Source organism: Gemmatimonadales bacterium (assembly GCA_035502185.1).
Taxonomy (GTDB): domain Bacteria; phylum Gemmatimonadota; class Gemmatimonadetes; order Gemmatimonadales; family JACORV01; genus Fen-1245.
In genome coordinates, this window is record DATJUT010000100.1 from 1 (window position 1) to 3233 (window position 3233).

Annotated in this window: 2 protein-coding genes; both read left to right on the forward strand. The window is 72.4% G+C overall.

Annotated features, from left to right (window positions below; genetic code table 11):
- Positions 1-1111 (forward strand): ATP-binding protein (locus VMF70_13015; GenBank protein HTT68938.1); only part of this gene is annotated, 1111 nt, incomplete at its 5' end.
- Positions 1108-3233 (forward strand): GAF domain-containing protein (locus VMF70_13020; protein HTT68939.1); only part of this gene is annotated, 2126 nt, incomplete at its 3' end. The genes VMF70_13015 and VMF70_13020, both read left to right, overlap by 4 nt.

The window sequence follows — 3233 nt, forward strand, 5'->3', positions numbered from 1 at the left end:
CGGCTACAGCGAGATGCTGCAGGAGGAGGTCGCCGACCTCGGCCAGACCGCGCTCGCCCCCGACCTCGAGAAGATCCACACCGCCGGCCGCCACCTGCTGGCGCTGATCAACGACATCCTCGACCTCTCCAAGATCGAGGCGGGCAAGCTGGAGCTGTACCTGGAGCCGTTCGACGTCGAGACCGTCGTCCGCGAAGTGGCCACCACCGTCGCTCCGCTGGTCGAGAAGAACGGCAACCGGATGGAGGTCCGTTGCGCGGAGGGGATCGGGATGATGCACTCCGATCTCACGCGCACCCGGCAGGTGCTGCTGAATCTCCTCTCGAACGCCTGCAAGTTCACCCGCCAGGGCGCGATCACGCTGGCGGCCGAGCGCGAGCGCCAGGCCGACGGCGCCGGCGACCGGCTGGTGTTCCGGGTGAGCGACACCGGGATCGGGATGACCCCCGAGCAGCGGGCCAAGCTGTTCGAGGCGTTCACGCAGGCCGACGCCTCCACGTCGCGCCACTACGGCGGGACGGGGCTGGGCCTCGCGATCACGCGCCGCTTCTGCCGGATGATGGGCGGCGACGTCACGGTCGAGAGCGTGCCCGGGCAGGGGTCCACCTTCACCGTGCGCCTGCCGGCGAGCCCGGGCGAGCGGCGCGAGGCGCCGGCCGCGCCGGCGGCCGAGCCCGCCGTGGCCGCCGTGGACGCGCCCTCCGGCACGCTGCTGGTCATCGACGACGATCCCGAGGCGCGGGCCCTGATGCAGCGGTTCCTCGGCCGGGAGGGCTTCCACATCGTGGAGGCGGCGGACGGCCCCACCGGCCTGAGGCTGGCGCGCGAGCTCAAGCCGGCCGTCATCACCCTCGACGTGCTGATGCCGGGGATGGACGGCTGGGCGGTGCTGGGCGCGCTGAAGGAGGATCCCGCGCTCGCCGCGATCCCCGTGATCCTCGCCACCATCGTGGACGAGGAGCACCTCGGCTTTGCGCTCGGCGCCTCGGAGTACCTCACCAAGCCGATCGACCGGGAGCGGCTCATCGCCGTGCTCGACCGGTACAAGAGCCCCGACGCGCTGGTGCGCGAGGTCCGCGGGCTCGTCGGCGCGCGGGGCAAGGCCGAGTGAAGCCGAAGAACCGGCGCGGCGCCAAGCCCGCGCGTCGCGCGCCGGCGCGCCGCGGGCCGGCCGGCAGCCAGGGCCGCCGCCAGGCGGCGCTGCTGCGCCTCAGCACGGCCATCGCGTCCGCGGAGACCGAGGTCGAGATCTGCCGGGCCGTGGCGGAAGGCCTGCACGACGAGGCCCTGGGCTACGACTTCGTCGCGCTGCTCCTGGTGGACGAGCCCACCGGCGACCGCGTGCTGGTCGCGACGTCGGGCGCGGCGGCACTGCCCCCGGACCTGCGGGTGCGCCCGGGCCAGGGCCTGAGCGAGCGCCCGCTGCTCGACGGGAAGGTGCACTACACCGCCGAGGTCACCCACGACACGCGCTATCTCCCCACCCGCAACCGCGGCTCCGAGGTGGACGTGCCGCTGCTGATCAACCGGCAGCTGGTGGGCGTGCTGGTGGTCGAGAGCGACCGCGCGCACGCGTTCGCGCCCGACGACCTCGAGATCCTGACGGCGGCCGCGAACCAGGCGGGGATCGCGATCGGTCGCGCCCGGCTCCTGGCGGCCGTGCGGCAGCGGGCCGACGAGCAGGAGGCCCTCCGCGCCACCATCGCGGACCTGTCGGCGCAGCTCGAGCTGGGCACGCTGCTCCAGGCGGTACTCGAGCGCGCGGTGGCGCTGCTCGGCGTCAGCCACGGGGAGCTGGCGATCTACGACGCCGCCCGCCGCGAGCTGGAGATCGTCGCCAGCCACAAGGTCGGCCGCCGCGACACGACGGGCACGCGGATGAAGCTCGGCGAGGGCGCGATGGGGCACGTGGCGGAGAGCCTCGAGCCGCTCAACATCGAGGACTACCGGGTCTGGTCGGGCCAGTCGCCGCAGTACGCGCAGGTCGCGTTCCACGCGGTGCTGGTGGTCCCGCTGCTGGTGGGCGGCCGGCTGGTGGGCGCCATCGCCATCATGGACCGCGAGCCGGCGCGGAAGTTCGGACCGGCCGAGCTCAGGCTGCTGCAGCTGTTCGCGTCGCAGGCCGCCATCGCGATCGACAACGCGCGGCTGTTCACCGCCGCGCAGCACCAGAAGCAGTACTTCGAGGACCTGGTGCAGAACAACCCGGTGGCGATCGTGACGCTGGACCTGGCGCACAACGTGGTGTCCTGCAACCCGGCGTTCGAGCAGCTGTACGGCTACACCGCGGCCGAGGTGGCGGGGCGCAACCTGGACGACCTCATCACCACCGAGGCCACGCGCACCGAGGCCATCGGCTACACGGAGCAGGCGCTGGAGCGCCGCCCGGTGAAGGTGATCAGCCAGCGGCGCCGCAAGGACGGCCGCCTGGTGGACGTGGAGGTGCTCGGCGTGCCGGTGGTGGTGGACGGCAAGCGGGTCGGGCTGATGGCCCTCTACCACGACATCACCGAGCTCCTGGCCGCGCGCCGCCAGGCGGAGGCCGCCAGCAGCGCCAAGAGCCAGTTCCTCGCCAGCATGAGCCACGAGCTGCGGACGCCGCTCAACGCCATCATCGGCTACAGCGAGATGCTGCAGGAAGAGGTCGCCGAGCTCGGCCAGACCGCGCTCACCCCGGACCTCGAGAAGATCCACACCGCCGGCCGCCACCTGCTCGCGCTGATCAACGACATCCTCGACCTGTCCAAGATCGAGGCGGGGAAGACGGAACTGTACCTCGAGACGTTCGACGTGCGCCAGATGCTCCAGGACGTCGCGACGACGGTGCAGCCGCTGGTGGAGAAGAACGCCAATCGCCTGGTGGTCGAGGGCGCGGGCGAGCTGGGCACGATGCGCTCCGACCTGACGAAGATGCGCCAGGTGCTCCTCAACCTGCTGTCGAACGCCTGCAAGTTCACGAAGGGCGGGACGATCACGCTGGCGGCGGCGCGGGAGGGGGAGAACGGCGCCGGGGATCGCTGCGTCTTCCGCGTGGCCGACTCGGGCATCGGGATGACGGCGGCGCAGCTGGCGAAGCTGTTCCAGGCGTTCGCGCAGGCGGAGGCCTCGACGGCGCGCAACTACGGGGGCACCGGGCTCGGGCTGGCGATCTCGAGGCGGTTCTGCCAGCTGATGGGCGGCGACATCACCGTCGCGAGCGAGCCGGGCCGCGGCTCCACCTTCACGGTGAGCCT